Raw genomic sequence first — 24990 nt, 5'->3', positions numbered from 1 at the left:
TATGGCCATGCTGGATCAAGTGAATGCTACCCCGTCGGCTCACAAACGGTTGCCCTGGAACAAAGGCAAGCTGACCGGGGCAAAGCCGCCGCTGCGACCAAAACACGTCTGGTCAATCCGGACGAAGCTTCAGATTGAAGGCCGCGTTCGCGACCTTGCCATGTTCAACCTGGCCATCGATAGCAAGCTTCGAGGGTGCGACGTCGTTGCCATCCGGGTCGAGGATGTCGCCGCCGGAGGCTACACTGCGGATCGCGCAACGGTACGACAAAAGAAGACCGGACACCCGGTCAGATTTGAATTGACCGAACAGACCCGACAGGCGGTCGATGATTATCTGAAGGCTGCGAACAAGAGGCCCGGAGAGTTCCTGTTCACGGCTCATGGCGGTGCGAACGGCGCCATGTCAACCCGCCAATATGCGCGCCTCGTATCGGAGTGGATAGGGAGCGTCGGGTTGGACGCGCGGCTTTTTGGGACTCACTCGCTACGACGCACGAAAGCTACCCTGATCTATCGGCGAACTGGCAACTTGCGGGCCGTCCAGCTTTTGCTCGGGCATACCAAGATCGAAAGCACGGTCAGGTATCTCGGCATCGAGGTCGACGACGCCCTGGCAATAGCTGAACAGGTTGATGTCTAAGATACCGGGGCAGAGCGAACGCGCTCTGCCCCGACCCGTCACCGCCGGCTTTTGCCGCCGTGATGAGATATGTCGCTCATTCGATTGCACTCTGCTAACCTCAGAAAGAGATGAATGATTTTGCTACCTATATGCAGCCTACGGAAAAAGGCTAGCAGTCGACATCAGCAGACCATTGAAGTTAATGGAGAAAAAGCTTCGAAGAGAAATTCCCTTCTCCCCTTGTGGGAGAGGGTGGCGCCTCACGTAGTGAGGCGACGGGTGAGGGGCTCTCTCCTCACGGTAAGACTCGAGATGAGGACAGAGACCCCTCATCCGGCGCTTCGCGCCACCTTCTCCCACAAGGGGAGAGGGGAAGAGACTAAATCCTGAACTTCAGCACCTCGTCCTTGAACCGGAGCCCGTGTCCGGGCCGCTCCGGCGCCGTGATCATGCCGTTGGCAATGTCAGGCGGATCGACCCAGAGGTCGTCGATCAGCCCCATGTTCTCGCACCAGATGCCGTTCGGGATCGAGGCCAAGAGGTGCACGTTGAGTTCGGGAAACAGATGCGGCGCGATGGTGATGCCAAACGTGTCCGCCAGTGCGGCGATCTTGCGAAGGTCCGTCATGCCGCCACGCATCGGGTCGGGCTGCAGGATCGGCAGGCAGGGATTGATAAAGAACGGCCGCAGATCGTAGCGCGTGAAATGGGTCTCGCCGCCGACCACACGCATATCGAGCGCCGCGGCGATGCGCTGGTAGCCGGCAAAATCGTCGGCCGGCACCGGCTCCTCGAGCCAGTAAATGTCGTAACTCTCGAACTTGCGTCCCATCTCGATAGCAACATCGGCGCTCCAGCCCATATTGACGTCGATCATGATGTCGATGTCGGGCCCGAGCGCCTCGCGCATGCGGCGTACATTGTCGAGGTCCTGCGCGGGCGTGTGCACATGCGCAACCTGCATCTTGATCGCCTTGTAGCCCTGCTTCACGAAATGCAGCGCCTTCTCGATCATGCCGTCGCCGCCGGCGCCGCGGAAACAACCCGAGCCGTAGATCGGGATTTCCGAGCGATAATGGCCCCACAGCCGGTGCAGCGGCAGGCCGGCGCGCTTGCCCACCGCATCCCACAGCGCGATATCGATCGCCGACATCGCCATCGCGGCGATGCCGCCGCGGCCATAGGTCATCGTCGCCGTCCACAGATCGCGCCAGATCGCCTCGATCGCGGTGGCATCCTTGCCCTTCACGCGCGGGATGATGCACTCGTCGAGACAGGAGGCGATCGACTTCATGCCCGGGCGGAACACGAACAGATAGCCCATGCCGGTGACGCCGCCTGCGGTCTCGACCTCGCAGATCAGGACGTCGCGCGTTGGGCCCAGCGCATGCCCCTTGAGCCAGGGATCGTCGGCCCAGGGCAGGCGCAGCATCGTCACCCTGATGTCGCGGATGGTCATGTCTGGGTTGGCTGTCATCGGACGTTTCCCTGTGCTGGCCGGATCATGTTGGCCTGATCTCGGACAGGGCAAAGTCAATCACATAACGCCGGCGCTGATCCAGCGCCGTGCGTCATGCCTCCAATGCGGGGGCCTCGATTGTCTTGAGGTGGTTTTGCGGCATGACGGCCGTTCTCCTTTCCCCTCTCCCCCGTGTGAAGGGAAGGGATGTCTGCCGCGGCGAAATAAGACTAGCGGTCCGGCCGGCTTGCGCTACGATGCAAGCGAGCCAGAGCAGCAGGAGGTCGGAAATGCCTATGTCCGTCTCTATGATCGTATTGGGTTCGCAATTGGTTATGCCCGTCGCTGACGGAGTGCCGAAGTTCGATATCACGCGAAACTGCAAGCTCGACATCGCCGCTACCGCCGGACTCACCGTCGATCAGTCGCTCAAGACTTGCATCAGCGATGAACAGAAAGCGCGCCAGCAGCTCGGAAGCCAGTGGTCGAAATTCCCTGCGCCCAGCCGCGCGAGTTGTGTCTCGCAGGAGAGCATTGGCGGCACGCCAAGTTACGTCAGCCTGCAGACATGCCTCCAGATGGGACAGTGGGCGCGTTGATCCGTCACTTCGTGATGGTTCGGCGCGTCGGCGTCACCGTGCTGGTGGGCGCCATCGGCGAGATCGAGAACGTCATGTTCATTTGCTGCCAAACGGAAATATCTTCTTCCAGTCGTTCTTCATGTCGACAACGGTCCAGCCCATCGCCTGTGCAGCGTCGAGCGCCTTGTCGAGGCGGCCAATGGAAGAATTGCGGTCGTAGGCCCATTCCCGCTCGGCGTCGGTATGGTGCACGAGGAGGGCGAAGCGGACGCCGCCGCCTCCCTTGGCCCATTCGAGCATTTGCAGGTCGCCGTCGGAATTGCCGAATGCCGCGATCGGTTGCCGGCCGATATGCATCTGGATGCCGATGGGCTTGCCAGTCTTGTCGTCGTTGAAATTAAGCTCCGGCAGTTTTACGAGGACCGGCTTGCCGTCGCGTAGCTCGAAGCTCAGCTTGCCGCTGCTGCCCACCACTTGCTCGGGCGGAACGCCATAGACCCTGTCGGCAAAGACGCGCATGAAGTCGATGCCGCCGCCGGAGACGATGAACGTCTTGAAGCCGTTGCCGCGCAGATAGGCGAGCAGTTCCAGCATCGGCTGATAGACCATCTCGGTGTAGAGCCGCTTGGTGACTGGATGCTTCGCCGTAGTGATCCAGTCGCTCACGATCTTCTCGAATTCATCCGTGGTCATTCCGGAATGCGTGACGGTGAGGATTTCGAAAATAGCAGCCTCGCCGCCGGCGAGCGCGCCTTTAAGGTCGCCCTTGAGCAGCGAGGCAAACGGCTCCTTGTCCTTCCACTCCGGATGCAGCGGGGCGAGCGCCTTGACGCGGTCGAGTGCGAAGGCAAACTGGAAATAGATCGGCTGCTCCGCCCACAGGGTGCCGTCATTGTCGAAGGTGGCAATTCTCTCGGCAGGCGGCACGAGGTCTGGCGAGCCTTGCTTCGTCACGCGCTCGACGAACGTGACGATGGACGTTTTGGTCGCCGTATCATTCCATGACGGCAGCGGATCGATCGCGGGAGTTTGCGCCATCACGGATATGGGAGGCAGCGGTCCGATCAGCGCCGCGAGCAAAGCCAAGGCCAAGAGCAGGATGCGGCGGCTGACGCCGAAGGAAACTTGCGGCATTGACATAGTTGGTTCCTTTCACAGTAAAGAACGCAACGATCAAGAGAGTTTGGCGGGCGGCCCATACGCAGGCCGTCCGCCATTACGATCATCAAATCCTTATTTGCCCACTGCCGTTCTGGCGGCCTCGATCTTCGCTTTCACGGCATCGAGGTTAAAGCTCGCACCCCTCTGCATCGGCGGAAACTCGATCGCAGTCATGGCCAGCTTCTCGACCTGCTGCTGGACAAACACGAAGCGCCAGAATTCGTACTTGAACCAGTCGAAGTATTGTTGCGCTCCGTATTTGGACCCGCTACCGGGCCAGCCCGTGCGCTCGAACGGATCAAGACGAAGGTTGGTCAGATAGGGTATGTCAGGCTTGGTCTTTTCACCTAGCCAGCCGCCGGGCTGGTCGATGAAACGATACTTGTAGTCGCCGATGCGTACGGCACCCAGTTCGCTTTCGCCGAAGTACCATATTTCGTTCCGATTTGACGGTCCCTTGCCGGTGATCATGTCCATCTGGTTGTAGCCGTCCAGATGACATTTGTAGGTCCTGTCACCGATGTGCTTGCCCTTCTTCAATTCCTCGACAATGTTCGGATTACCGGCGGCGGCCACGAAGGTTGGAAACCAATCGAGCCCGGAGATAATGCCGTTCTCGACCTTGCCTGCCGGCACCTTGCCGGGCCAGCGGATCATCGCCGGCGCGCGAAAGCCACCTTCCATGACCGTGCCTTTGCTCTGGGCGAATGGCGTCTGTCCGCCATCGGGCCAGGTGAATACCTCGGTGCCGTTGTCGGTGGTAAAGACGACGATGGTGTTGTCATCGACACCCATGTCCTTGAGCTTCTGCATCACGATGCCGACGTCGTCGTCGAGCTGTGCCATGCCGGCCTCATGGATGGTCCAGCCGTTCTTGGAGTTGCGTAACGCCTGGTACTTGGGCGACAGGTGCGTGACGATGTGCATGCGGGTCGGGTTGAGCCACAGGAAGAACGGCTTGTTGTCGGCCTTGGCCTTTTCGATGAACTTCAAGGCAAGATCGCGGATTTCGTCGTCCACGGTTTCCATTCGCTTCGGATAAAGCGTCCCGGCGTCCTCGATCCTCTGCTTGCCGACCTTGCCCCAGCGCGGATCCACGGTGGCATTGTCCACGTTGGTCGCCCACGAGTGGACCATGTTGCGTGGGCCAACTGTGTTCAACAGCTCCTGCGGGTAGGCGGGGTGCGCCGGGTCTTCCATCGCGTCGAGGTGGTACAGGTAGCCGAAGAATTCGTCGAAGCCATGCACGGTCGGCAGAAACTCGTTCTTGTCGCCAAGGTGATTCTTGCCGAACTGGCCGGTGGCGTAGCCCATACCTTTCAGCGCGGCGGCAATGGTCACGGCCTCCGCCGGCAAGCCGGTGGGGGCGCCAGCCTGGCCGACAGTGGTCATGCCGGTGCGGATCGGCAGCTCGCCGGTGATGAAGTTGGCACGACCCGCCGTACAGCTCGCCTCTGCGTAATAATCGGTGAACAGCATGCCTTCGGCGGCTATTTTGTCGAGGTTCGGCGTCCGCCCAGCCATCATGCCGCGGTGGTAGGCGCCGATATTCCAGATGCCGATGTCGTCGCCCATGATGACGACAATGTTGGGCCGCTGCCCGGCCGCAACAGGTGGGGGCGCCGCTGGTTGTTGCTGCGCTTGCGCAGCGCTTGTTAGGCCGACGGCCGAGAGCGCCGAAGCGGCGATGAGAGAACTGCCGCTCAACAAGAGATCGCGGCGTTTCAATCCTCCGCCGATCGGCTTTGTGCCGGGTTCGGACGTTCCCGGAATCTTGTCCTTACTCATGACGCACTCCTTTTCCTGATGATGCACCTGAAGCCGACGTGGCTAGTCGAGGTGTCGATAGGCTCGGCATGACGCGCGGCAGGACGATAGCGGCGGCAATAGTTCGGGGCGCACAGGTGCGAGCCGCCTTTAAGCACCTTGCGTGGAATTCTGATATTCGGCTGACGAGAGTCGTGGCTCGCAGCCTCTGATCCGCCTCGCGGATTATGGGGAATGCAGCACGCCTTTGGCGCATCTGCTTCGTGCTTTTGCGAATACCAGTCGGACGTCCATTCCCAGACATTCCCGATCATGTCGTGAATGCCGTAGCCGTTCGGCGGAAAGGCCGTGACTGGCGATGTGCGCTCGAAGCCGTCGGTGCAGAGATTTTGCTTCGGGAATTCTCCCTGCCAGGTATTGGCAAGATGCTGGCCGCCTGGCGTGAACTCCTCGCCCCAGGCATATTCTGCCTCAGCCAATCCGCCGCGCGCGGCGAACTCCCACTCGGCTTCGGTCGAAATATCCTTGCCGGCCCAGCGCGCAAAGGCGAGCGCGTCGGAATAAGCGACGTGCACGACAGGATGATTGTCGAGCACGTTGATGTTGCTCTTCGGGCCATAAGGGTGGCGCCAGTCGGCGCCATTCATGAATTGCCACCATCGGCTCCAGTCGCGGAGATCAACGGTCTGCGCCGGAGGCGAAAACACCAGCGAGCCGGCATAGATCATGTGAGGCAGCGCGCCGGGATAGTCGTTCGGGTCGGGCGGGATTTCGGCGAACGTGACGTGGCCGGTCGCCCTCACGAATTCCTTGAACTCCCTGTTCGTCACCGGCGTGCGGTCGATGAAAAATTCATCGACTGTCACGGAATGAACTGGCGCTTCCTCGGGATAATGCTTGTCCGATCCCATGCGGAACGTGCCGCCGGGAATCAGGACCATCCCCGGATGATGAGGATGTTCACCTGCCTTGGCATCAGCGCTTTCGTTGTCGAATTGAATCGTGCTCAAAGCTGCTAGTCCTCAGGAAGTGGCAGAGACTGGGCTATAGCCGTTTATTCGCAGATCATTTCACCTGTTCGATGTCGGGCATCTTCCAACTCTTGTCGAAAACCGCCTTCTCAGGACCGTAGAATCGAAACCAGGGGAACCAGCTCGTCCCCGTCGGCGTGAAAATCCAGTTCGACTCCTGACCGGCGGGCGCCTGCGATCCAAAGTGGATGTCCACCGAGCCGTCGGCGTTCTTGCGCAGGCCTTTGTCCAATGAATCCAGGGTCGGGCGTGGCAGGTTGAGGAAGAGGGCCGACGTTTCAGCGTTGTAAATGGTCACAGCCCAGAACTGGCTTACCGGAACATTGGCGGGAACGTGCAGTCGATAGGGATTCTCGCCACGCAAAGGCTGGCCGCCGTTGTCGAAGTACGCGGCAAGGTAGAAGCTGCCTCCGCCGAGCTTCGCGGGAGGCAGGAAGAAGCCGGCGAAAGCAGCGCCGCGCGTATCCACGTCGAAATAGTTTGGCACGGCCCACTTGAATCCCGTCTGCGGGCCAATCGGCGGGACCAGCAATTTCCACTGGCTGCCCGGCCACCAGTCTTCACCGATCTTAGACTGCTGTCCGAGGAGCCAGGCACCGGCTTCCGCCGCGGCGGACTTCAACTGTGCCACGGTCGCGGCATCGGGCTTGAACTCCTTGCCCTTCTCGATGCCGAGTGGTCGGAGCATGCCCATCATCTGCAGATCCTGGGGCTGTACCGTCTCCTCATTCAGCATGCGGGCAAGGCTGGTGTAAAAGCTTTCGTCGAATCGCGCGAGGCCGTCATAGAGGGTGTTGGTCATATCCACGAACCGCGGCGCAGGCGGGTTACTGGCCTCGGCCAAGGGGTAGACCTTGATCTGCTTCACCAGCGCGTCACCCCTGCGCACGTCCTCTTCCGAGTTGCTCTCCAGGATGGAGCGGAGGCCGGCGAATGTGTTGTAGGTCTTGGAACGCACGGGGATATAGCCGGCCGGCACCTCGCCCGTGTAGTCGGGTGGCAGCACCAGGTATTTGCCACCTTTGCCCTCGAACCCGACGTCGGTGAGCGGTACCTGCCAGGCATCGCAAATGGTGCCCAGGAAGCTGGACCCATTCGCCGCCGGCGGCAGGTCCAGAACCATCGGCCCATCGTCTTTTATGTTGAAGAAGGCAAAAAGGTAGCGAAGGGTTGTATTGACGGTGAACGACTGGTTCTTCCAGGTGCTGCCTTTGGGCCACCAGATGATGTCGCCGTATTTCGCCTTGCCGTCGCGGAAGTAGGCTTGCCGAAGCGAGTCGAAGCTGACGATGGGCATGCCCCAGATGACGGCGTCCACGGCGCGGCGTTCCAGCATTCGATTGGCGAGTTGTTCGGTGGAGAATTTCGACAGGCTCGTCTGCTGGGCGCCGGCTGGTGCGAATACGGCGGTCAATGCAAAAGTCAGTACAGCGCCGCAAAGCGTTCGTGTGAGTACAGCTTTCATGACTCACTCCCGTGCAAAACGGCACTCAAATTTGCTTTCACTTGCCTTCCGAGCCTGGACACGCGCGGGATCACGATGACGAGTCCCGCGGTGCCTTCGGTCTGAACGCTACTTCGCCGCCACGACGGCCGGCGGCTTCCAGGTGCCTTCGCCTGGCGGGAGGATCGAAGGTGACTCCGTCTTCGGCCAGTAGAGCCGCATGACCAGGTAGATCGTGTCGTTCGGTGCCGGCAGCCAGTTCGATTCCTTGTCCGCACCCGGCGATTTGTTCTGGATGTAGAGCGTCAGTGACCCGTCCGCGTTCTTCTTCATATCCGGAAGCATCGGCGAATTGATCAAATAGCGGTTGATCGGATTTTCGATCAGGAGCTGCGACTTGCCGTCATACATGGTGAGCGACCAGAACGCGTTGACTGGTGGCTCCTGGCCCGGCGGGAATGTCAGGGTGTAATTGTGCTTGCTGCCATCGAGCGTCCGGCCGTCGCCATCGATGCGGGTGAGCGGATAGGTCGCTTCCGCCGGATTATTGCCGTAGATACCGGCCTTGGCGGCGACGGCGCGCTTGAGCCAGTCGCCATTGTAGTGGGCGTTATCGCCCGGCAACGCGCTGACCTGCCAGCCGTTGATGGTCGTGCCGGCCTTGGCAACGCCTTCCTCGACCTTCTTCTCGCCTTCCTTCATGCCGAGGCCAATCTCGAGCTTTTGCTCCAGCGGCAGGTCCTTGAAGTTAAAGGTCTTGCCGGGGCCGACGCCGATCTTCGCGAGCGCGGCGCGGATCTCCTTCTCGTTTTCCTGCACGGGCGCAAACTGCAGCGCAAAATCGAGATACTCGAAGAAGTTGGTTTTCACGAGCTCCTTGTCGATCTTCGGAAAGTCGATGGCCGTCGCGGCCGTCGTCGTCGGCTGTTTCAGATAGGTGGAAAGTGGCTGCATCCTGTAGCCGGCCTGCACCTTCTTGACGTTGTCGATATCGCCAGCGTTGAAAAGCTGGGTGCGGAAGATGACGATCGATAGCTGGGTGCTCGACTGGAAGACCTTCTTGATTCCGGGAGGCGTTGCGCCCTTCCAGTCCGGGCCGACAACCAGATAATCTCCGGCCTCGCTTCCGGTGGCGCGGGTGCCGATGTAGCCATAATTATACGTGTTGCCGTCACAGAGTTGGACCGAATAGTAGCGCTTCGGGTCGATCGCCGGCACGGAAATGACGATGGGCTCCGCCCGGAAGTCCATCCACCCGATCGAATAGGGCGTGTCGCTGTTCGGCGTCACGACCGCGGTGTCCTTGTAGGTAAAGACGTTGGGGTCGTTCTTGAACTGGTTGAACGGCGCCTTGAACTGGCTCGAACTGCGATCGATGGCGAATTCATACATGATGCCGTAGTTCATCACGATTGGCAGGCCGAAGATGAAGCCCGCCTCGGCGATGTCCTTTGCCTTGAAGAAGCCTGGACGCTCGGCACTCGTCTGCGCTTGCGCCGGGATGGAATTCGCCGTCGAGACGGTGAATGCAGCAAGCGCTGCGGAACGAAGAAGGTCGCGTTTTGTAATCATGTGAACATTCCCTTGCCTGGGTTCGAGCGCGGATTCGATCCTGAATCTCGGGGCACGCGCGGGATCGCGGTAATGACGGGTCCCGCGCTGCCTCTCGGCGCAACGCTATTGCAGCGCCACGATCGCCGGCGGCTGCCAGGTGCCTTCGCCCGGCGGCAGGATCGACGGCGCTTCGGTCTTCGGCCAATAGAGCCGCATCACCAGGTACATTTCGCCGTTCGGCGCCGGCAGCCAGTTGGATTCCTTGTCGGCGCCGGGTGAATCTTTCTGGAGATGCAGCGTGAGAGAGCCGTCCGGATTCTTCTTCATGCCGGGCAGCATCGGCGAATTGATCAGATATCGGTTGATCGGATTCTCGATCAGCAGTTGGCTCTTGCCGTCATACATCGTCACCGACCAGAACGCCTCGACCGGCGGATACTGTCCGGCAGGAAAAGTGACTGTGTATTTGTGCTTTGAAGAGTCGAGGACTTCGCCGTTGGCAAGCGTTTTGGTCATGGGGTAGACGGCTTCCGCGGCGTCGTTGCCATAAATGCCGCCTTTTGCAGCTGCGGCCCGCTTCAGCCAATCGCCGCTGTAGAACAGCCGGTCACCGAACAGCGATCCGATTTTCCATCCGTTGACGTCTTTCTGTCCACCAGCAAGATACTTTTCAACCTTCTCCTCGCCTTCCTTCATCCCGAGCCCGACTTCGAGTTTGTGTTCGAGCGGAAGATCCTTGAAGTTGAAGGTCTTGCCCGCGCCGACGCCGATGCGCGCGAGCTTCTCGCGAATGGTGCGTTCTTCCGGGCCCGCCGGCGCAAACTGCAGCGCGAAGTCGAGATATTCGAAGAAGTTCTTCTTCACCAGCTCCGCATCGACCTTGGGAAAGTCGATCGCGGCCGAAGCGGTCGTTACCGGCTGCTTGAGATAGGCCGATAGCGGCTGCGCCTTGTAGCCGGCCTGGACCTTCACGACATTCGGCATATCTTCCGGATTGAAGAGCTGCGTGCGAATGGCCGCGAAGGCAAACTGGGTCGAGGACTGGAAGACCTTCTTGATTCCGGGCGGAGTGGCGCCCTGCCAGTTCGGCCCAACGACCATGTAGTCTCCGGCGTCGCTGCCGGTCGCGCGGCTGCCGATATAGCCAAAATTGAAGGTGTTGCCGTCGATCAGCTGCACCGTGTAATAGCGGCTCTTCTCAACGGCCGGCACCGAAACAACCATCGGCTCGGCGCGCAGATCGAACCAAAGCGTGGAGTATGGCGTGTCGCTGTTGGGCGTCACGACTGCGGTGTCCTTGTACGTCGCGACATACGCCAGGTTTTTGATCTGATTGAACGGCGCCTTGAACTGGCTGTTCTTCGTGTCCACGGAGAATTCGTACATCACAGCGTAGTTCATCACGATCGGCAGGCCATAGATGAAGCCTTCCTCAGCAATTCTTTTGGCCTCGATGATGTCGGGCCATTCCGCCTTGGCCTGCGCGCTCGCCGGAACCGGCGTCATGGTGGTAACTGTCATCGCAGCCAGCGCTGCGGCACGGAGCAGATCGCGTTTCGTGATCATGTGAACACTCCTCTGTCTTCACCGCTTGGGCTGATTGTTTCGGGGGCACGCGCGGGATCACGGTGACAACGAGTCCCACGCGGCCTTTCTGCCGCAACGCTACTGCGTCGCCACGATCGCTGGCGGCTGCCATGTGCCGTTGCCCGGGGGCAGGACGGACGGCGCTTCGGTCTTCGGCCAGTACAGCCGCATCACCAGGTAAATCGGTCCGTTCGGCGCCGGTAGCCAGTTGGATTCCTTGTCGGCGCCGGGGGCGTCCTTTTGAACATGCAGCGTGAGGGACCCGTCGGCATTCTTCTTCATGCCTGATAGCATCGGCGAGTTGATCAGGTAGCGGTTGATCGGGTTTTCGATCAGCAACTGGCTCTTGCCGTCGTACATGGTCACCGACCAGAACGCATTGACAGGCGGAAGCTGACCGGCGGGGAAAGTGATCGCGTATTTGTGCTTGGAGCCATCGAGGACGTCGCCGTTGGCCAGATTCTTGGTGAAGGGGTACACGGCTTCCACGGCGTCGTTGCCATAGATGCCGCCCTTGGCGGCCGCCGCCCGCAGCAGCCAGTTGCCGTTGAAAAACTCGCGATCTCCGAAGAACGATCCGATCTTCCATCCGTTGATATTCTTGAAGCCGTTCTCGAGGTACTTGTCGACCTTCTCCTCGCCGTCTTTCATGCCAAGGCCGATCTCGAGCTTGTGCGCGATCGGGAGGTCCTTGAAATCAAAGGTCTTGCCGGGGCCGACGCCGATGCGCGCGAGCTTGGCGCGGATTTCCGCTTCGTCCGGCGTCGCCGGCGCGAACTGCAAGGAAAAGTCGAGATACTCAAAGAAGTTTTTCTTCACCAATTCCTTGTCGACCTTGGGGAAGTCTATAGCGGCCGCCGCAGTCGTCGTTGGTTGCTTCAGATAGGCCGAGAGCGGCTGGGCCTTGTAGCCCGCCTGGACCTTCTCAACGTTGGGCATATCGTCCGCACCGAACAACTGGGTGCGATACCCCGCGACCGAGAACTGCGTCGTGGATCGAAATACCTTCTTGATGTCAGGCGGGGGCGTACCGTTCCAACCCGGGCCGGCGACCATGTAGTCGCCCGCTTCGGTACCGGTCGCGCGGCTGCCGATGTAGCCGTAATTGTAGGTATTGCCGTCTTCAAGTTGCACCGCGTAGTAGCGGCCCTTTTCCACCGCCGGCACCGACAACACCATCGGCTCCGCGCGCAGATCCATCCAGAGGAAGGAATAGGGTGTATCGCTGTTGGGGGTGACGATCGAGGTGTCCTTGTAGGTAAAGACGCGCGCCTCGTTTTTAATCTGATTGAATGGTGCCTTGAATTGCCCCGAATTCCTGTCGACCGAATATTCGTACATGACAGCGTAGTTCATTACGATGGGAAGGCCATAGATGAAGCCTTCTTCGGCGATGGCCTTGGCCTCGCGGATGTCAGGCCATTCGGCTTTGGCCTGCGCATTGGCCGGGATGGGCGTCATCGTCGTAACTGTCAGTGCAGCTAGCGCTGCGGAACGAAGCAGGTCGCGTTTCGTCAACATGGTGCTGTCTCCTATCTCGGCTTGAAAGCATTCTCGCTCTGAAGCGAGAGAGATTGCGTGTGCAAGAGATTGCGTATGCGGGAGAACGTGCTGCATGGCTGCATAAAACGCCTCGCGGCGTATGCAGGATCAAAACAAGATGCTGGAAAAACAGGAGCAATGAAGCTAACGGTTGAATCGTGTCTTCAGCTACCTCCGGGAGCAAATTTAGCACAAACCAATAATGAGGACCAGCCATGGTCATTATTTTGTGCCTCTACCTCGTCGCGCTGTGGGCCTTGTTCTCGAAATTCAAGCTGGTGCGTTGGGGCTGGTTGTCCGGGACGGTCTCGATCGCTGTCGGAGTATTTCTTCTCGCGGCATTTCTCGCGCTTTTTAATTATCTGACGCCGTCAGGGCGCGTGACGGTCACCGGCCGCGTGGTGGAGGTGACGCCGAATGTGACCGGGCAAATTGTTGCAATCCCGGTCAGGCGGAACGTGCCGGTCAAAGCCAACGATGTGCTGTTTCAAATCGACCCGGCGCCGTTTCAATACAAGGTCTCGCAGTTGCAGGCCTCGCTCGCTGCTGCAAAGCAGCAAACCGAGATACTGAAAGCGAATTACGAGCAGGCAACGGCGAATGTCAGCGGGCTCACCACGCAGGTCGCCTACAACAAGAAGCGGCTCGACGATATCCAGACACTTGCCGCTGATGATGCCAACTCGCAGTTTCAGGCGCAGGACAAGCAGGTCCAGTACGAAACCGTGTCGGCGCAGCTCGGCGCCGCCAAGGCCGCGCAGCAGAGCGCCAAGCTCGCGATGGATTCCGAGATCGGCGGCGTCAACACATCAGTCGCGCAGCTACAGGCGCAGCTCGACAATGCCAATTGGGAATTGTCGCAGACGACCATTCGTGCGCCGGCCGACGGCTATGTCACCGTCGTCGCCTTGACCGTCGGTGATCGCGCGCTGCAGTTGCACTCGGCGATGTCGTTCATCGTCGAGAAGGAGATCACGCTGGTTGGAATGTTTTCTCAGAACGGCTTTCAAACCATCAAGGAAGGCACCGCTGTCGATATCGTTTTCGACAACGTCCCGGGACGCATCTATCACGCGAAGATCACCGCCATTCCGAGGGGCATCGGCCAGGGGCAGATCGCCGTGTCGGGAACGCTCGCGCGCACCAATACGTTCGGCGGGGCGACGGTGTTTCCGGCGGAGATCTCGATCCCTGACGGGATGAGCCGGGAGTCGCTGCGTCTGGGAATGTCCGGCAGTGCAACTGCATTTTCCGAGAAGGCGGGCGTGATCGGCCTTCTTGCGTCGATCCTGGTGTGGATCAGTTCCTATACGGCGTATCTCTAGCTGCGCCGATCTGCGTCTTCGCGAACGGTGGCGCGCGCCGTCTATGCATTTTGTGCCAGATAATCGTACCCCAGACGACACAGGACAAATCGTCGCAATCCCGTTCGAACCGCAGTATCACCCGCGCTTCCACAGTTTCACCAGCGGTCCATTCGTCCCCATCACCGGATCGGCCTTCGGCAGTTTCACGTTCGGAATCGTCTTCAACGCCTTGGCGTGGTTCTCCGGCGTCGCGCGCGTGATTTCGGCCGGCGGGCCGGGCGGATAGGCGCCGACGACGGAAAAATCAGCGCTCGACGACAGGCATTGATGCCCGGTGCCGGCGGGCAGGATCGCGACGTCACCGGCCGCGATCGCAAGCTCCGTGCCATTGTCGCCGCCGAACCGCACGATGGCGTTGCCGCGGGCGACCCCGAGCACTTCGTGCACGGTGGCGTGGTAGTGCAAATAATCATAGACGCCGTTGCGCCACATCGCGCCCCAGCCATTGGCGCCGAACAGGCCCTCGATGGTTTTTTCGGGGTGATCGTTATCGACGTCGATCGCGCGCTTGTAGACCAGGAACGGCATCTTGCTGTTCGGCACCAGGCCGTCATCGACGAAGTCGAAGGTGAGCGGCTGATGGTCTTCGCTGACGACGGACATGATCGTTCTCCCACGTACAAACCATACGTCGGGATTCAACCGCTGTCAGGGCCTCGCGTTCCCTTGGCTCATGCTTTCGGGATTTCAAACACCAGGCAGGTCGTGGTGGCGTGGGCGAGCAGGCGGCCCTTGGAATCGGTGATGCGCGCTTCCGCGGTGGCGGCGCGGCGGCCGACGCTCAGCGTGCGGCCTTCCGACTTCACAGGGCCGGTATCCTTGGTCATGCCCTTGATGAAGGAGATCTTGAATTCCAGCGTGGTGTAGCCGGTGCCGGCCGGCAGCGTGGTGTGGACTGCCAACCCCATCGCGGAATCCAGCAGGATCGCGGCGTAGCCGCCATGTACCGAGCCGATCGGGTTGTAGTGCCGGAAGCCCGGCACGCTGTGAAAGGTCACGACGCCGTTCTCGGCGGTGGAATCGAACGGCTCGACATTCTCCATGATCGGCGGCGCCGGCAGTTTGCCCTCGAAGATCGCGCGGACGAACTCAAGACCCGTCATCGACGCCATCACATCAGTCGGTGTCACGCCGTATTCGACCTTGGGGGCGGCGGAGCTGTCCATGGTGCTCATTCCTTACTTTGAATGTCGATGATCATACTATAGCAGATAGCGCGGCAACAGGCCATTCGTCACATGATATCTCGTCATGCCCCGAGTCATCCTCGCACTCACAAAAAACAATGCCCGGGACGAGCCCGGGCATGATGATGAAGGAAAGGGGAGTGCGGGCTACGCCTTCTTGTTCGCCCGCATCAAATCGGCGAACCGCTTGAACAGATAATGCGAATCCCGCGGGCCGGGTGAGGCTTCCGGGTGGTACTGCACCGAGAACACCGGCTTGCCGTCGAGCTGGATGCCGCAATTGGAGCCGTCGAACAGCGAGATGTGGGTTTGGGTGGCGCCCTTCGGCAGGGTCTTTTCGTCCACCGCAAAGCCGTGGTTCATGGACGTGATTTCCACCTTGCCGGTGGTCTCGTCCTTGACCGGATGATTGGCGCCGTGATGGCCCTGATGCATCTTCTTGGTCCTGGCGCCGACGGCGAGGCCCAGCATCTGGTGGCCGAGGCAGATGCCGAAGGTCGGCGTGCCCGAATCGATCACCTGCTTGATCACAGGCACCGCGTATTTGCCGGTCTCGGCGGGATCGCCGGGGCCGTTAGAGAGAAACACGCCGTCCGGCTTCATCGCCAAGATGTCTTCGGCTGATGTGGTCGCCGGCACCACGGTGATCTTGCAGCCCTCGCCCGCGAGCAGCCGCAGGATGTTGCGCTTGATGCCGTAATCGATCGCGACCACGTTGAATTCGGGCGCGGTCTGGCGGCCAAAGCCCTTTTCCCAGCCCCATGGCGTCTCGTCCCAGGTGAAGCGCTGAGCCGAGGTCACCATCGGCACCAGGTCCATGCCTTCGAGGCCGGGCCATTCGCGCGCTTCTTCCTTGAGGCCGTGCAGGTCGAACTTGCCGTCCTTGGCGTGCGCGATCACGGCATTCGGCATGCCCTTGGAGCGGATCAGCGCGGTCAGCGCGCGGGTGTCGATGCCGGAAAGGCCGATGATGCCGCGCGCCTTGAGCCAGGCGTCGAGATGTTTGGCCGAGCGGTAGTTCGAAGGATCGGTGATGGCGGAGCGCAGGATGACGCCGCGCGCGCCCGGCGTCGCCGCCATGTTCACCGTCTCGATATCCTCGTCGTTGGTGCCGACGTTGCCGATATGCGGGAAAGTGAAGGTGATGAGCTGCCCGGCATAGGAGGGATCGGTGAGGATCTCCTCATAACCGGTCATCGCGGTGTTGAAGCAGACTTCGCCGACCGCCTGGCCTTCCGCGCCGAGGCCAAAGCCTTCCAGCACGGTGCCATCGGCGAGCACGAGGAGCGCGGTCGGTTTGAGGTCCGGCCAGGCTGACGAGTTTTCAGGGATTGTCATGAGCGCATTACATAGTCGGCGTACCCGGCCGCGTGAACCCCCAAAAACGCGGATTCACACGCGTTTCACTGCATATTTGACAGGCTGTGCCACCAGCCTAATCTGGAGTTCCCATTTCATAGCGTTTTCGAGCGAAGTGGACGCCGGTTCGCGTCAAGAAAACGCGTCAAAACAAGTAGCTAGGGCCGCTTTTCACCCCAAAGCGCCCAATCAGGAGTCCGCATGGACAATACGATGCCGATCCTGCTCGTTCCGGGTCTCGCGTGCTCGCCGCGGCTCTTTGGGCCCGTGGTGCCGGCCCTGTGGCAGTTGGGGCCCGTGACGGTCGCCAATCACAAGCGCGACGACAATATGGGCGCGATCGCGCGGCGGATCCTGGCCGAGGCGCCGCCGCGCTTTGCGCTCGCCGGGCATTCCATGGGCGGCTACATCGCCTTCGAGATCATGCGGCAGGCGCCGGAGCGGGTGGCGAAGCTGGCGCTGATCAGCACCCAGGCGCGGCCGGACACCGGCGAGGCGACGACCCGCCGCCAGGGCATGATCGCCCGTGCAAAAGGCGGCGAATACCGCGCCGTGCTCGACGAGCTGTTTCCCGGCTTCGTGCACCCCTCGCGGCAGGGCGATGCCGCGTTGCGCCAGCTTGTCCATGACATGGGCGACGATATCGGGCCGGAGGCGTTCGTCCGCCAGCAGACCGCCGTGATCGGGCGGCCGGATTCGCGCCCCACGCTGGCGTGGATCAGATGTCCGACGCTGGTACTGACCGGCGACCAGGACAACACCATCCCGAACTCGCTCTCGATGGAGATGGCGAGCGGCATTCCCGGGGCCAAACTGGTGGTGCTGGCCAATTGCGGTCACCTGCCACAGGTGGAAGCGCCGCAGGAGACCGCCGACGCGCTGACGGAATGGCTGCGAGGCTAGGTTGTTTCGAGAGCACGAACAGCCTAGATCAGGGCTCTGATAGCCGAAGGATACGAAAATGCTGCGCGACGACATCAACAATGCTGTCAAGGACGCGATGCGGGCCAAGGACGAGCGCAAGCTGTCCACGCTGCGCATGGTTAACTCGACCATCAAGAACGCCGACATCGCTGCACGCGGGGAGGGCAAGCCGCCGCTCAGCGATGCCGACCTGCTCGGCGTGTTCCAGAAGATGATCAAGCAGCGCCAGGAATCCGTCGAGCTCTACGACAAGGGCGGCCGCGCCGAACTCGCCGCGCAGGAGCGCGAGGAGATCGCGGTGATCTCCGCTTATTTGCCGAAGCAGATGTCTGAGGAGGACGTCAAGGCGGCGATATCGGCCGCGGTCACTGAAACCGGCGCCGCCGGGATGAAGGACATGGGCAAGGTGATCGCGGTGCTGAAGGCGAAATACGCCGGCCAGATGGATTTTGGTAAAGCCAGCGGATTGGTGAAGGCGGCGCTGTCTTCTTAACCTCTCCCCGCTTGCGGGGAGAGGTCGGATCGCTCTTGCGATCCGGGTGAGGGGGTGCCGCTGTTCGAATGAAACGACGTTCGCGCGTGTTGAGAGAGCCCCTCACCCGCTCGCTGCGCTCGCGACCTCTCCCCGTGAAGAACGGGGAGAGGCGAAAAAGGAAGAGCCTCTTCCCCATGCTCACCGAAGCCGCCACCTATGACGAGCTCTATCGCAACTTCCGCTGGGACATCCCGGCGCGGTTCAACATCGCGACCGCGTGCTGCGACCGTCATGCCGATGGCTCCGGCCGCCTTGCGCTGATCTATATCGACGAGGACGGCACCGCGACGCGAACCTCGTTCGACGAGATCGCTGACATGTCGCGCCGCTTCGCCAATGTGCTTGCCGCCGATGGCCTCATCCGCGGCGACCGCGTCGCAGTGTTCCTGTCGCAATCGCTGGAAGTGCCGATCGCGCATCTGGCGGCGTTTCGCTCCGGCCTGATCTCGATCCCCCTGTTCGCGCTGTTCGGCGAGGACGCGCTGGAGTTTCGTCTCTCCAATTCCGAGGCCAAGGCTGTCATCACCGACGAGGCCGGCTGGGACAAGCTCGCAAAGATCCGCGACCGCCTGCCCGAGCTGAAGACCGTCTATGTGATCGGCGACCGTGCGCCCGCGGGCACCAAGCCGTTCTGGTCTTCGTTGAAAGCCGCATCACCGGACTTTGCGACCGTCGATACGTCGGCCGACGATCCCGGCCTGATCATCTACACCTCGGGCACCACGGGAAATCCCAAGGGCGCGCTGCACGCGCACCGCGTTGTGCTCGGCCATCTGCCCAATGTCGAGATGTGCCACGACTTCATCCCCAAACCCGGCGACCTGATGTGGACGCCGGCGGACTGGGCCTGGATCGGCGGGCTGATCAACGGCCTGTTTGCGTTCTGGTATCACGGCGTGCCGCTGGTCGGGCACCGCGCGCGCAAATTCGAGCCGCAGGCCGCGATGGCTGTCATGGCCGATCACGGCATCCGCAACGTGTTCCTGCCGCCGACGGCGCTGAAACTGATGCGGCAGGCCGGCGTGAAGAACCCGGGCGTAAATCTTCGCAGCATCTTCACCGGCGGCGAGTCGCTCGGCGGCGAATTGCTCGACTGGGTGCGCGCGACTTTCGGCGTCGATGCCCATGAAGTGTTCGGCCAGACCGAATGCAATCTCGTGATCGGCAGCAATTCCAAACTGTTTCCGATCCGGCCGGGTTCAATGGGCCGGGCGACGCCCGGTTTTGACGTGCGCATCGTCGACGACCAGGGCGAGGAGCTGCCGCGTGGTACCCGCGGCGTCATCGGCGTTCGCCAGCCTTGTCCCTGCACCATGATCGAATATTGGCGCAATCCGGAAGCGACCGCGAAAAAATACGCCGGCGAATTTCTGCTGACCGGCGATCTCGGCGTGCAGGATGAGGACGGTTACTTCTGGTATGTCAGCCGCGAAGACGACGTCATCACCACGGCCGGCTATCGCGTCGGGCCGTCGGAGATCGAGCACACGTTGATGAAGCACCCGGCGGTGGCGATGTCGGCGGTCGTCGGCATTCCCGATCCGATCCGCACCGAGTCGATCAAGGCCTGGATCGTGCTGCGTCCGGGCTTTGCGCCCAGCGACGCGCTGGCCCGTGAGATCCAGGAATTCGTCAAGGTACAACTCGCCGCCCACGAATATCCGCGCTTCGTGCAGTTCGCGGAAAGCCTCCCGATGACCGCGACCGGCAAGGTGCTGCGACGCGAACTGCGGGCGCTGGGGTAAGTCTGTTCGGTCAATTCTTTGCGGTAGGAAAATGCAAAAAACTGTTCCTCACGCCGCGGGCTTGCACCGCGCCTCGCTCAAGAAGCTCCATGATTTGGACGCGGCGCTGGAGCTGATGTATTACGGCTGGCGCGGGATGACGCTTTCCGCCGATCAGTATCTTGCGACCCTTGGCCTGTCACGCCCGCACCACCGCATTCTCTACGTGGTTGCCAGGCAGCCCGACGTCTCGATCGGTTCGCTGATCGAAATTCTCGGCATATCCAAGCAAGCCCTGAACCGGCCGCTCAACCTGCTGCTGGAGCGAAAACTGCTGACCTCGAAGCGGTCGCCCGAGCAGCATCGCTCCAAATTGCTGCGGCTGACGGAATCAGGAAAACGCACGGAACAACGGGCATCGGACTACGAGCGCAAGGTCGTGAGCGAGGCGTTTGATCGTGTCGGCCCGCGTGGCGCGGCCGCGTGGATGGCCGTCATGGAGGCTATCGCCGACAACAATTGATTTCTAAGGTCAACACAGTTGACTTGAAGATCGTGCCGTGACAACTTTCCTGCAGTGATGCCGGGGAGGTGCGGGAGCTTGAGCAAGCAGACGATGGACCGGGCAGCCGCCGGACGCTTTGTCGAGGCGTGGTGCGCAAGCTGGTGCAAGGTTGATATCGACGCTGTCGTGTCGCACTTTGCTGAAAACGCGGAGATGCGCTCCCCGTTGGCGATCAAACTGACGGATTCCCCTGTGGTCGCGGGGCTTGAGAACATTCGCGCCTACTGGCGCAAGGCATACGGACACATCGAGAGCGCGGATCTGAAAATCCTGAGCTGGAGCTGGGACGACACGATCGCGCGCCTGACGGTCTGGTGGCAACTGGGCGACACGCGCGCCAGCGAGTTCATGGACTTCGACGCTGCCGGCCGTGTGGTGCGCAGCGAGGCCTTCTACGGAAAATAGCCATGTACGGAAAGTAACGATGCGATTTTCGGATTTCGTTCTGCTTCTCAACACACTCTGGTTCGGCGGCGCCTTCATCCAGTTCAGCATTGCCCAGAGCAATACGCTGAAAATACTGTTGCCCCGGGAGGAGCGCGGAAACCCGATCGCGCCGACCTTGTCGGCCAGCGTGGCGTTCCTGGGCGGGATCAATCTGCCAATCGCCCTTTTGTCGCTGTATCTGCTGGCCCGGCCGCCCTTCTTCGGGGCTGATGACGCGCAGCTTGCGTTATTCCTGTTCTTTGCCGCGTGTCACTTCAGTCAGTTCGCCTATAACCTTCCGGTCCTGATGCGCGGGGGACGCGTCGGGGTGGCATACTGGCCCGTGTTGAAGGGCCCGATGCTCCGGATCTTTGTCATCGACGCGATACTGTTCGTGGCAAATCTTGTCGTGGTCTTCCTGCTGCTGTCCTCCTAGAGCGTGATGATTTCTCTTCGCTTCATCATCCCGCTCTAGCTTTTTGTTTGAGCATGATCTCCGCGCAAACGCTGCGCGTTTGTCGCGAGGGAAAACCGGTTCCACTTTTCCGGATCATGCTCTAGCCGCTCAACCCCCCTTCAGCACCAACCTCAGCATCAGCGCCAGGTCGTTTCGCCGGTACGGCTTGTTCAGAATTTTCGCTTCACTGTCGAGGCCGTCGAGCGGCTGGACGGGATGTTCGGTGTAGCCGGAGGTGAAGAGTATCTTGAGTTCGGGCCGCAGCCGCGATGCTTCCCTGGCAAGCTCCGGTCCGAACATGCCGCCGGGCATCACGACATCCGTAAACAGCAGATCGATCTCGCTGCGTTGGCGCAATACCTCCAGCGCCTCGCGCCCGTTGCGCGTCACGGTGACGCGATAGCCAAGCTCCTTCAGCTCCTTTGCAACATACGCACGCACCAGATCATTGTCCTCGACAACGAGAATGGTCTCGGTGCCGGCATGCGCGGCGAGCTGGTCAGCGGGCGGCGCGGCGCCTCTGTGCGGCGCATTGATGCGAGGGAAGAAAAGCCTGACGGCGGTGCCACGTCCCGGCTCGGAGCGTATTTGCATCGCGCCGCCGGATTGTTTTGCAAACCCATAGACCATGCTGAGGCCGAGGCCCGTGCCTTTGCCCACCTCCTTGGTGGTAAAGAACGGCTCGAAGGCGCGGCTGGCCACTTCGGCAATCATGCCGCTGCCGGTATCGGTCACGGCCACCTTGACGTAATCGCCGGGCCGGGCCTCGCCATTGACGTCGAGGTCGGATTCCTCGAGCGCGATATTGCGGACCTCGACCGTCAGCTTGCCGCCCTGCGGCATCGCATCGCGCGCGTTGAGCACCAGATTGAGCAGCGCGGACGCCAATTGACCGGGATCGACGCTGGCGCGCCACAAGTCCCGATCGAGCAGGAATTCGCATTCGATATGTTCACCCAGGGTCCGCCGCAGCAACTGTTCCATGCCGAGAATTTTCTGGCCGATGTCGATGTCCTGCGGCGTCAAGGGCTGCTTGCGGGCGAAGGCGAGCAGGCTCCTTGTGAGGTCCGAGCCGCGCTCGGCGGCGGTTGCGATGCTGTCGGCGATGCTGTGCAGTTCCCGGTTCGCGGCCAGCTTCTCGGCGAGGTATTCCGCGTTGCCCAGGATGACGGTCAGGAGATTGTTGAAATCGTGCGCGACGCCGCCGGTGAGTTGACCCATCGCCTCCATCTTCTGGGATTGGCTGAGCTTTTGATTGAGCTCGTCGATGGCGGCGCGCTGCCGCTCGAGCGACTCGGCGGTGCCGTTGAGCAGCGTCATCAGCCCGCCCAGTTCGCCGCCTGGATGCGGCTCGGGAATCCGCGCGCTCAAGTCGCCAAGTCCGAGCCTCCGCGCCATCCCGGCGAGCCGTCCGACCTGACGGCCGACGCCCAAAGTCGCCAGCAGCAATACGCCGGCAAGCAGCAGCAGCGAGGCCACCGCAAGCATCGCCAGATCCTCGTAGAGGCGGCGGTTGGCGGCGGCAAACAGGCCGTCCTTGGGCAATCCCACCATGATATAGAGGCCGGCATCCCGGGTCGAAGGCGAGCGGGCGATGGCCCACACATGCGTCCGGCCCTCAGCGTCCTTCATCTCGTGGAACGGCCCTCGGTCAGCTGCGGCCGCAAACCGGAACAGATCCGAGTTTGCGATCGATGCACCGGCGGGCTCGGTCCATCCCTTCCCCTGCGGGGCAACCAGGACGGTGCCTTTCCTGTCAACCAGCAACACGTCTTTGCCGTTCAGGAGGCGCGTGTCGTACTCGGCGAATTTGCGCAAGTTGAACGACGCGAGCAGGATGAATTTCAGCTCGCCGGACTCCGTGCGAGTGGGGTACGCGATCTGCAACACGGAGGTCCCGGTCAGCCGGCCGAATACGGGCTCCAGCGTGACGATGCCGTGCGCCGTCAGGGCCTGCTTGAAATAGGCGCGGTCCCGCAAGTCGAGGGTGCGGTTGGTCCGCAGCGAGTCGCAGAACAGGGCGCCGTCAGGCGTGATGGTCAGAATGCCGGTGAATTGCGGGTATTCCTCGCGCACCGCGGAGAGGAAGGCCGAACACGCCACCTTGTCTGACGTGTCGAGGTCGCGGGCGCGGGCCAGGCCATAGTGAAGCTGCGCCGTGCCCTGAATTTTCTCGTCCAGATCCTTGGAAATATCGTCGGCCGTAGCCGACAAATTGGCGAGCGCCGCGTTGATCTCGCTGGTGCGATTTTGGGCGAAGCGCAGTCCCACGAGGATGGCCGGCACCAGCATGGCCGCGATAACGAGTATCAGTAGCCGGGTGCGCAGGCTCATCGGTCCGTAATTTTCGCGCTCGAATCAGACAGTTTCATTTTTAACTAGTAATGTGCGGTAATCGTGTGCCGCTCCGTCCGCCGGAGGGATGGCAAATGCCCCTTGCGACAAGCCGGGCCGGCAGTTTTCAAATGGCTTCTATGGGAATCCCTCGGAGCGACCCTACAGACTCTGTTCGGCTATCGCAATCAGGGCGGGTGATGGGGGAGGGCGTGTGGTGTGGCACCAGGATAGCGCCAAACTCCACCGTCGTCGCTGCGAACGCAGGGACCCATAACCACCGGCGATCATTATTCTGGACGGTGGTTGTTATCTTCCTTTTCTAACAACAACGGCCGCGGCGTATGGGTCCCGGCGTTCGCCGGGACGACAAAGTTCGTGGGGACGACGACATTGTGTGCCGGCACTACGGCGTCCCGATCCCCATCGCCTTCAGCGCGTCCAGCATGCGCTGCGGCGGCGCCATCTTGATCGCGAGCGGCTGCCCCGTCTCCAGCACGCTCTTGAGGCTGGAGAGGATCGCCGGCCAGCCCTGGCGGCCGCCGGAGAGGATGTCGTCGCTGATGGCGCGGTCGTGCGATTGCAGCATCGTCAGCTTCACCACCTCGCCCGACAGCTCGATCTCGTAGGTCACGAGCGTGGGCCCGAGTTTTTCCACCAGTGCCGGCCAGTTGACGTTCCAGGTTACGGTCAATTTCCGTGGCGGATCGCATTCGATCACCTCGCCGCTGATATGCACCGAACCGTCAGGCGCGCGGGCGATGAAAGCGCGCCGATCTTCAGGTCGGCCTCGATCGCAAAGCCGGAAAAATACTGCCGGCTGAACTCGGCCGATGTCAGCGCCTGCCAAACCTTCTCCGGCGTGGCAGCGATGTAGATGGTGTAGACGATCGCGGGTTTGAATTTGTTGATGTTCATGGCACGCCCTCGATACCGAGGCGGGCGACGAATTCCACCTTACTCATCACGCTTCTCCAGTTGCCGTTTCAATTCGCTGAGCGCGGTGAGCTTGTTGCGCTCGAATTTTCTGATCCAGCGTTCGCCGATCTGATGGATCGGAACCGGATTCAGATAGTGCAGCTTCTCGCGGCCATGCCTGAGCGTGGTGACGAGGTTGGCCGCTTCGAGAATCCCGAGGTGCTTTGTCACGGCCTGCCGCGTCATGGCGAGGCCGTCGCACAGTTCGCTCAGTGTCTGTCCGTTCCTGGCATGAAGCCTGTCCAGCAACGCGCGTCGCGAGGCGTCGGCAAGCGCTCGGAAGACTTCATCCATGGTGGGGATAATAGGCAACCAAATGGTTGCATGTCAAGGGCGTGGTTTTGGCGCGTTGGTTGGAGGTTGCGATGGGGGGGATGGTCAGG

General features: G+C 61.1%; 22 protein-coding genes and 1 pseudogene. 9 read left to right on the top strand and 14 right to left on the bottom strand.

Annotated elements, in window-relative coordinates; genetic code table 11:
• The first annotated feature begins 1 nt into the window (after nucleotide 1).
• A complete protein-coding gene (locus tag JQ597_RS04950) occupies nucleotides 2-643 on the top strand; it encodes a tyrosine-type recombinase/integrase (RefSeq protein WP_502754249.1) in 642 nt (213 codons plus the stop codon).
• A 361-nt stretch (nucleotides 644-1004) separates the two neighbouring features.
• On the opposite strand, the gene JQ597_RS04945 is transcribed toward JQ597_RS04950, so the two are convergent.
• Nucleotides 1005-2102 (bottom strand): mandelate racemase/muconate lactonizing enzyme family protein, encoded by a 1098-nt coding sequence (locus tag JQ597_RS04945; RefSeq protein WP_212263122.1) that lies wholly within the window; start codon nucleotides 2100-2102, stop codon nucleotides 1005-1007.
• Between the two features lie 278 nt (nucleotides 2103-2380).
• Between JQ597_RS04945 and JQ597_RS04940 the strand changes: the two genes are divergently transcribed.
• The gene (locus JQ597_RS04940; RefSeq protein ID WP_212263121.1) at nucleotides 2381-2683 is read left to right on the top strand and encodes a hypothetical protein; all 303 of its coding nucleotides are present in this window, start codon (nucleotides 2381-2383) and stop codon (nucleotides 2681-2683) included.
• Nucleotides 2684-2761: 78 nt separating this feature from the next.
• On the opposite strand, the gene JQ597_RS04935 is transcribed toward JQ597_RS04940, so the two are convergent.
• The 7 genes from JQ597_RS04935 to JQ597_RS04905 form a co-directional block, all read right to left on the bottom strand.
• The gene (locus tag JQ597_RS04935) at nucleotides 2762-3805 is read right to left on the bottom strand and encodes an HAD family hydrolase (protein WP_212263120.1); all 1044 of its coding nucleotides are present in this window, start codon (nucleotides 3803-3805) and stop codon (nucleotides 2762-2764) included.
• A gap of 93 nt (nucleotides 3806-3898) precedes the next feature.
• Entirely contained in the window at nucleotides 3899-5614 is a 1716-nt protein-coding gene (locus JQ597_RS04930) for an arylsulfatase (protein ID WP_249133630.1), read from the bottom strand.
• Nucleotides 5611-6534, bottom strand: coding sequence for a formylglycine-generating enzyme family protein (locus JQ597_RS04925; protein WP_212263248.1), 924 nt, complete (start codon nucleotides 6532-6534; stop codon nucleotides 5611-5613). Before JQ597_RS04925 ends, JQ597_RS04930 begins: the two co-directional genes overlap by 4 nt.
• A gap of 124 nt (nucleotides 6535-6658) precedes the next feature.
• Nucleotides 6659-8089, bottom strand: coding sequence for a DUF1254 domain-containing protein (locus JQ597_RS04920; RefSeq protein WP_212263119.1), 1431 nt, complete (start codon nucleotides 8087-8089; stop codon nucleotides 6659-6661).
• A 108-nt stretch (nucleotides 8090-8197) separates the two neighbouring features.
• Nucleotides 8198-9640: a DUF1254 domain-containing protein gene (locus JQ597_RS04915; protein ID WP_212263118.1), complete on the bottom strand. Its 1443-nt coding sequence runs from the start codon at nucleotides 9638-9640 to the stop codon at nucleotides 8198-8200.
• A gap of 105 nt (nucleotides 9641-9745) precedes the next feature.
• Nucleotides 9746-11188, bottom strand: coding sequence for a DUF1254 domain-containing protein (locus tag JQ597_RS04910; protein WP_212263117.1), 1443 nt, complete (start codon nucleotides 11186-11188; stop codon nucleotides 9746-9748).
• Between the two features lie 99 nt (nucleotides 11189-11287).
• Nucleotides 11288-12730: a DUF1254 domain-containing protein gene (locus tag JQ597_RS04905; RefSeq protein WP_212263116.1), complete on the bottom strand. Its 1443-nt coding sequence runs from the start codon at nucleotides 12728-12730 to the stop codon at nucleotides 11288-11290.
• Nucleotides 12731-12966: 236 nt separating this feature from the next.
• On the opposite strand from JQ597_RS04905, the gene JQ597_RS04900 reads away from it, so the two are divergent.
• The gene (locus JQ597_RS04900; RefSeq protein ID WP_212263115.1) at nucleotides 12967-14076 is read left to right on the top strand and encodes an HlyD family secretion protein; all 1110 of its coding nucleotides are present in this window, start codon (nucleotides 12967-12969) and stop codon (nucleotides 14074-14076) included.
• Nucleotides 14077-14193: 117 nt separating this feature from the next.
• Here JQ597_RS04900 and JQ597_RS04895 read toward each other — a convergent pair whose 3' ends face one another.
• The 3 genes from JQ597_RS04895 to carA all read right to left on the bottom strand — a co-directional run bounded on the left by JQ597_RS04895 (nucleotide 14194) and on the right by carA (nucleotide 16643).
• Nucleotides 14194-14721: a hypothetical protein gene (locus JQ597_RS04895; RefSeq protein ID WP_212263114.1), complete on the bottom strand. Its 528-nt coding sequence runs from the start codon at nucleotides 14719-14721 to the stop codon at nucleotides 14194-14196.
• 68 nt (nucleotides 14722-14789) lie between these two features.
• Nucleotides 14790-15284 (bottom strand): PaaI family thioesterase, encoded by a 495-nt coding sequence (locus tag JQ597_RS04890; protein ID WP_212263113.1) that lies wholly within the window; start codon nucleotides 15282-15284, stop codon nucleotides 14790-14792.
• A 168-nt stretch (nucleotides 15285-15452) separates the two neighbouring features.
• Nucleotides 15453-16643: a glutamine-hydrolyzing carbamoyl-phosphate synthase small subunit gene (gene carA, locus JQ597_RS04885; protein WP_212263112.1), complete on the bottom strand. Its 1191-nt coding sequence runs from the start codon at nucleotides 16641-16643 to the stop codon at nucleotides 15453-15455.
• Between the two features lie 222 nt (nucleotides 16644-16865).
• On the opposite strand from carA, the gene JQ597_RS04880 reads away from it, so the two are divergent.
• The 6 genes from JQ597_RS04880 (at nucleotide 16866) to JQ597_RS04855 (ending at nucleotide 21274) form a co-directional block, all read left to right on the top strand.
• Complete coding sequence (locus JQ597_RS04880) at nucleotides 16866-17567, top strand: alpha/beta fold hydrolase (RefSeq protein WP_212263111.1); 702 nt, start codon at nucleotides 16866-16868, stop codon at nucleotides 17565-17567.
• Nucleotides 17568-17625: 58 nt separating this feature from the next.
• On the top strand, nucleotides 17626-18081 hold the full coding sequence (locus tag JQ597_RS04875; protein WP_212263110.1) for a GatB/YqeY domain-containing protein: 456 nt from the start codon (nucleotides 17626-17628) through the stop codon (nucleotides 18079-18081).
• A 176-nt stretch (nucleotides 18082-18257) separates the two neighbouring features.
• Entirely contained in the window at nucleotides 18258-19868 is a 1611-nt protein-coding gene (locus JQ597_RS04870; RefSeq protein WP_212263109.1) for an acyl-CoA synthetase, read from the top strand.
• Between the two features lie 31 nt (nucleotides 19869-19899).
• Complete coding sequence (locus tag JQ597_RS04865) at nucleotides 19900-20370, top strand: MarR family winged helix-turn-helix transcriptional regulator (RefSeq protein ID WP_212263108.1); 471 nt, start codon at nucleotides 19900-19902, stop codon at nucleotides 20368-20370.
• Between the two features lie 93 nt (nucleotides 20371-20463).
• Complete coding sequence (locus JQ597_RS04860) at nucleotides 20464-20817, top strand: nuclear transport factor 2 family protein (protein WP_212263246.1); 354 nt, start codon at nucleotides 20464-20466, stop codon at nucleotides 20815-20817.
• Nucleotides 20818-20836: 19 nt separating this feature from the next.
• The gene (locus tag JQ597_RS04855) at nucleotides 20837-21274 is read left to right on the top strand and encodes a hypothetical protein (RefSeq protein ID WP_212263107.1); all 438 of its coding nucleotides are present in this window, start codon (nucleotides 20837-20839) and stop codon (nucleotides 21272-21274) included.
• A gap of 129 nt (nucleotides 21275-21403) precedes the next feature.
• Here JQ597_RS04855 and JQ597_RS04850 read toward each other — a convergent pair whose 3' ends face one another.
• The 3 genes and pseudogenes from JQ597_RS04850 to JQ597_RS04840 form a co-directional block, all read right to left on the bottom strand.
• Nucleotides 21404-23629, bottom strand: coding sequence for an ATP-binding protein (locus JQ597_RS04850; protein ID WP_212263106.1), 2226 nt, complete (start codon nucleotides 23627-23629; stop codon nucleotides 21404-21406).
• Between the two features lie 406 nt (nucleotides 23630-24035).
• Nucleotides 24036-24547 (bottom strand): annotated as a pseudogene (locus JQ597_RS04845) (SRPBCC family protein).
• Between the two features lie 39 nt (nucleotides 24548-24586).
• Entirely contained in the window at nucleotides 24587-24901 is a 315-nt protein-coding gene (locus JQ597_RS04840) for an ArsR/SmtB family transcription factor (RefSeq protein ID WP_212263105.1), read from the bottom strand.
• Nucleotides 24902-24990 lie beyond the last annotated feature (89 nt).

Origin of the sequence: Bradyrhizobium sp. AUGA SZCCT0177 (assembly GCF_018130125.1) — a bacterium.
In the GTDB taxonomy this organism is placed as follows: domain Bacteria; phylum Pseudomonadota; class Alphaproteobacteria; order Rhizobiales; family Xanthobacteraceae; genus Bradyrhizobium.
The sequence above is the reverse complement of the archived record's forward strand: the minus strand, read 5'-3'. Positions and strand labels throughout refer to the sequence as shown.

Excerpts from the sequence above, each read along its gene's own strand:
- JQ597_RS04950 (WP_502754249.1), top strand. The coding sequence starts at position 2 with ATGGCCATGCTGGATCAAGTGAATGCTACCCCGTCGGCTCACAAACGG.
- JQ597_RS04945 (WP_212263122.1), bottom strand. The coding sequence starts at position 2,102 with ATGACAGCCAACCCAGACATGACCATCCGCGACATCAGGGTGACGATG.
- JQ597_RS04940 (WP_212263121.1), top strand. The coding sequence starts at position 2,381 with ATGTCCGTCTCTATGATCGTATTGGGTTCGCAATTGGTTATGCCCGTC.
- JQ597_RS04935 (WP_212263120.1), bottom strand. The coding sequence starts at position 3,805 with ATGTCAATGCCGCAAGTTTCCTTCGGCGTCAGCCGCCGCATCCTGCTC.
- JQ597_RS04930 (WP_249133630.1), bottom strand. The coding sequence starts at position 5,614 with ATGAGTAAGGACAAGATTCCGGGAACGTCCGAACCCGGCACAAAGCCG.
- JQ597_RS04925 (WP_212263248.1), bottom strand. The coding sequence starts at position 6,534 with ATGGTCCTGATTCCCGGCGGCACGTTCCGCATGGGATCGGACAAGCAT.
- JQ597_RS04920 (WP_212263119.1), bottom strand. The coding sequence starts at position 8,089 with ATGAAAGCTGTACTCACACGAACGCTTTGCGGCGCTGTACTGACTTTT.
- JQ597_RS04915 (WP_212263118.1), bottom strand. The coding sequence starts at position 9,640 with ATGATTACAAAACGCGACCTTCTTCGTTCCGCAGCGCTTGCTGCATTC.
- JQ597_RS04910 (WP_212263117.1), bottom strand. The coding sequence starts at position 11,188 with ATGATCACGAAACGCGATCTGCTCCGTGCCGCAGCGCTGGCTGCGATG.
- JQ597_RS04905 (WP_212263116.1), bottom strand. The coding sequence starts at position 12,730 with ATGTTGACGAAACGCGACCTGCTTCGTTCCGCAGCGCTAGCTGCACTG.
- JQ597_RS04900 (WP_212263115.1), top strand. The coding sequence starts at position 12,967 with ATGGTCATTATTTTGTGCCTCTACCTCGTCGCGCTGTGGGCCTTGTTC.
- JQ597_RS04895 (WP_212263114.1), bottom strand. The coding sequence starts at position 14,721 with ATGTCCGTCGTCAGCGAAGACCATCAGCCGCTCACCTTCGACTTCGTC.
- JQ597_RS04890 (WP_212263113.1), bottom strand. The coding sequence starts at position 15,284 with ATGGACAGCTCCGCCGCCCCCAAGGTCGAATACGGCGTGACACCGACT.
- carA (WP_212263112.1), bottom strand. The coding sequence starts at position 16,643 with ATGACAATCCCTGAAAACTCGTCAGCCTGGCCGGACCTCAAACCGACC.
- JQ597_RS04880 (WP_212263111.1), top strand. The coding sequence starts at position 16,866 with ATGGACAATACGATGCCGATCCTGCTCGTTCCGGGTCTCGCGTGCTCG.
- JQ597_RS04875 (WP_212263110.1), top strand. The coding sequence starts at position 17,626 with ATGCTGCGCGACGACATCAACAATGCTGTCAAGGACGCGATGCGGGCC.
- JQ597_RS04870 (WP_212263109.1), top strand. The coding sequence starts at position 18,258 with ATGCTCACCGAAGCCGCCACCTATGACGAGCTCTATCGCAACTTCCGC.
- JQ597_RS04865 (WP_212263108.1), top strand. The coding sequence starts at position 19,900 with ATGCAAAAAACTGTTCCTCACGCCGCGGGCTTGCACCGCGCCTCGCTC.
- JQ597_RS04860 (WP_212263246.1), top strand. The coding sequence starts at position 20,464 with ATGGACCGGGCAGCCGCCGGACGCTTTGTCGAGGCGTGGTGCGCAAGC.
- JQ597_RS04855 (WP_212263107.1), top strand. The coding sequence starts at position 20,837 with ATGCGATTTTCGGATTTCGTTCTGCTTCTCAACACACTCTGGTTCGGC.
- JQ597_RS04850 (WP_212263106.1), bottom strand. The coding sequence starts at position 23,629 with ATGAGCCTGCGCACCCGGCTACTGATACTCGTTATCGCGGCCATGCTG.
- JQ597_RS04840 (WP_212263105.1), bottom strand. The coding sequence starts at position 24,901 with ATGGATGAAGTCTTCCGAGCGCTTGCCGACGCCTCGCGACGCGCGTTG.